Annotated in this window: 4 protein-coding genes; 2 read left to right on the top strand and 2 right to left on the bottom strand. The window is 64.7% G+C overall.

The window, feature by feature from the left end; genetic code table 11:
* Positions 1 to 1,001 (bottom strand): rod shape-determining protein MreC (mreC, locus tag E4O92_RS22285; protein ID WP_135191843.1); only part of this gene is annotated, 1,001 nt, incomplete at its 3' end.
* A gap of 99 nt (positions 1,002 to 1,100) precedes the next feature.
* Positions 1,101 to 2,144, bottom strand: a complete 1,044-nt coding sequence (locus E4O92_RS22280; RefSeq protein ID WP_135191842.1) for a rod shape-determining protein — start codon at positions 2,142 to 2,144, stop codon at positions 1,101 to 1,103.
* A 305-nt stretch (positions 2,145 to 2,449) separates the two neighbouring features.
* Between E4O92_RS22280 and gatC the strand changes: the two genes are divergently transcribed.
* Together gatC and E4O92_RS22270 are read left to right on the top strand one after the other, a co-directional pair.
* Positions 2,450 to 2,749, top strand: coding sequence for an Asp-tRNA(Asn)/Glu-tRNA(Gln) amidotransferase subunit GatC (gatC, locus tag E4O92_RS22275; protein ID WP_135191841.1), 300 nt, complete (start codon positions 2,450 to 2,452; stop codon positions 2,747 to 2,749).
* Positions 2,750 to 2,772: 23 nt separating this feature from the next.
* Positions 2,773 to 3,245 (top strand): amidase (locus tag E4O92_RS22270; RefSeq protein WP_267873795.1); only part of this gene is annotated, 473 nt, incomplete at its 3' end.

Genomic DNA, 3,245 nt, shown 5'->3' with positions numbered 1-3,245 from the left:
ACACCAGGCACCGCGCCAGCCGTCTGCGGCTGCGTAGCGGCGCTCTGCGCGGCCGGCGGCAGCGGCGTGGCCGGCAACGGCGGCGCCGGGATCGGCTCCATCTTCGGCAGTTTGCTCTTGTTGCCCCCGATCGTCCTGCCCGGCTCGGCCGGCGGGCGCGGCGGCATGCTTTCCTGCGACATCACGATCAGGAGCTGGCGGTTGCGCTCGATGCCGGCCAGCGGCTGGCACACCACGCGCCCGAACGCGCCGGCACCCACAGTCTCGACCTGGATCACCTTGGCCACCGCCAGCCCGGCCGGGTAAATGCCGTCCAGGCCCGACGTGATCAGGATGTCACCCACCTGGATGTCGGCATTGGGCACCACGAAGCGCAAATCCAGCACATTCGAGTGGCCGCGGCCGTAGGCCACGCTGCGCAGGCCCGAGCGCAGTACCTGCACGGGAATCGCCTGCTCCTTGTCGGTCAGCAGCGTAACTTCGGAGGTGAACGGGAACACGCGCGTGACCTGGCCGACCACGCCGGCGTTGTCGATCACGGGCAGCCCATTCTGCACGCCGGCGCGCGCGCCGCGGTCGAGCACGATCTTGCGGGTGGACGGGTCGCGCGCGTCGTACAGGATCTCGCTCATGATCGACTTGACCGGCAGGTGCTCGCGCGCGTCCATCAGGCGCCGCAGCTGGGCGTTCTCGGCCATCTGGAGCTGGGCCTGCTGCACGGCCTGGGCCAGCCCGACCTGCTGGCTCTTCAGGTCGCGCACTTCCTTCTGCAGGGCCGACAGCGACGAAAAATAATCGGACATCGAGGCCAGCGCGTCGCGCGGCATCAGGGCGGCCATCTGGAACGGGTACAGCACGGTGGCAGCCACCTGGCGCACCGTGGCGAGCGCATGAAAGCGCGCGTCCACCACCAAGAGGAGAATCGAAATGAGTGCGAACACCGTCACCTTGACCCGCGCAGGGGCGCCTTGTTTGAAAAGTGGCGGAGGACTGTATTCCATAACTTCCAATAATGACGAGGAACGGCCAGGAACGTCAACGCGGGCAGCACGCGCGGCCGCTATGCCGAACGCCCTGCCCGCGCCTTGCGCAAAGAGCGCTTACTCGTAAGAGAAGATCGAGCCCAGCTTGTCCATGCGCTCAAGCGCCATGCCGGAGCCGCGCACCACGCAGGTCAGCGGGTCTTCGGCCACCAGCACCGGCAGGCCGGTCTCTTCCATCAGCAGGCGATCCAGGTCGCGCAGCAGCGCGCCGCCGCCGGTCAGCATCATGCCCTTCTCGGCGATGTCCGCGCCCAGTTCCGGCGGGGTCTGCTCGAGCGCGTTCTTGACCGCGGAGACGATGTTGTTCAGCGGGTCGGTCAGCGCTTCGAGGATCTCGTTGGACGAGATCGTAAACGAGCGCGGGATACCTTCGGACAGGTTGCGGCCCTTGACTTCCATCTCCTTGACTTCGGAGCCCGGGAAGGCCGAACCGATCGCCTTCTTGATCGCCTCGGCGGTCTGCTCGCCGATCAGCATGCCGTAATTGCGGCGGATGTAATTGACGATCGCGTCGTCGAAGCGGTCACCGCCCACGCGCACCGAACCCTTGTAGACCATCCCGCCCAGCGAGATGATGCCGACCTCGGTGGTGCCGCCGCCGATGTCCACCACCATCGAGCCGGTCGCCTCTGCCACCGGCAGGCCGGCGCCGATCGCGGCGGCCATCGGCTCTTCGATCAGGTACACCTGCGAAGCGCCCGCGCCCAGCGCCGATTCGCGGATCGCGCGGCGCTCGACTTGGGTGGAGCCGCACGGCACGCAGATGATGATGCGCGGCGACGGACGGAAGAACTTGGAGTCGTGCACCATGCGGATGAACTGCTTGAGCATCTGCTCGGTGACGGTGAAGTCGGCGATCACGCCATCCTTCATCGGACGGATCGCTTCGATATTACCAGGGACCTTGCCAAGCATCTGCTTGGCTTCCTTGCCGACTGCCTGGATCGTCTTCTTGCCATTCGGGCCGCCTTCCTGGCGGATCGCGACGACTGACGGTTCATCGAGGACAATGCCCAGCCCGCGCACATAGATCAGCGTATTGGCGGTACCCAGGTCGATTGCCAGGTCGTTCGAAAAATAGCTGCGTAAAAAACCAAACATGTGTGTCCTGATGCGCAAGGTGCTGCGCTAAACATTGATGGGGAACTAACGCCGCGGATCTTGACTCCATTGCAACGCGGTCTTGGACGCCGTCGGCGCCGGCCACTGGCCGAAAACGCATTAGCCCGCCATTCTACCTTATAATTTGACGTTTAAATGATGAATCCCAGCGGAAAAACGCACCGATTTGAACAAGCGAGATCAACGGCATTGCCAAGGTTTTACGCGCTTTAGCCCACTCTTATCGACGCACCATTATCCGCCCAACCACCTAATTTGAATGCGGCCGCGCCGCGCCAATAGCCATGTCCCTGACACTTTCAGACGTAAAACGGATCGCCAACCTGGCCCAGCTCGACCTGGACGAAGCCCACGCCGAAACCGCGCTGGGTGAGCTCAATGGCATCTTCGCCCTGGCGGAGAGAATGCAGGCGGTCGACACCAGCGGCGTTGCGCCGCTGTCACAGCCGCTGGCCGCGATCATGTCGCTGCCGCTGCGCCTGCGCGAAGACGTGGTCACCGAAGAGAACCGGCGCGACGACTACCAGGCGGTGGCGCCGAAGAACCAGGACGGCCTGTACCTGGTGCCGAAAGTTATCGAGTAATCAAGTATCTCACGGATCGAACCATGCATGACAAGACTATCAAAGAGCTGTCCGCGCTGCTGCACTCGAAACAGGTGTCCGCGCTCGAGCTGACCAGCCACTACCTGCAGCGCATCGGCGCCAGCCACCACAACGCGTTCCTGCATGTGGACCCGGAGCTGTCGCTGGCCCAGGCGCGCGCCGCCGACGCGCGCCTGGCCGAAGGCTCGGCCGGTCCGCTGACCGGCATTCCGATCGCGCACAAGGACATCTTCGTGACCCGCGACTGGCGCTCGACCGCCGGCTCCAAAATGCTGGGCAACTACGTCAGCCCGTTTGACGCGACTGTCGTCGAACGCTTCAACGCGGCCGGCATGGTCACGCTGGGCAAGGTCAATTGCGACGAGTTCGCGATGGGCTCCTCGAACGAAAACTCGGCGTTCGGCGCGGTGAAAAACCCATGGGACGCGTCGGCGGTGCCAGGCGGCTCCTCGGGCGGCTCGGCGGCCGCGGTGGC

Source organism: Massilia horti (assembly GCF_004614195.1).
GTDB classification, from domain to species: Bacteria; Pseudomonadota; Gammaproteobacteria; order Burkholderiales; family Burkholderiaceae_D; genus Telluria; species Telluria horti.
The sequence above is the reverse complement of the archived record's forward strand: the minus strand, read 5'-3'. Positions and strand labels throughout refer to the sequence as shown.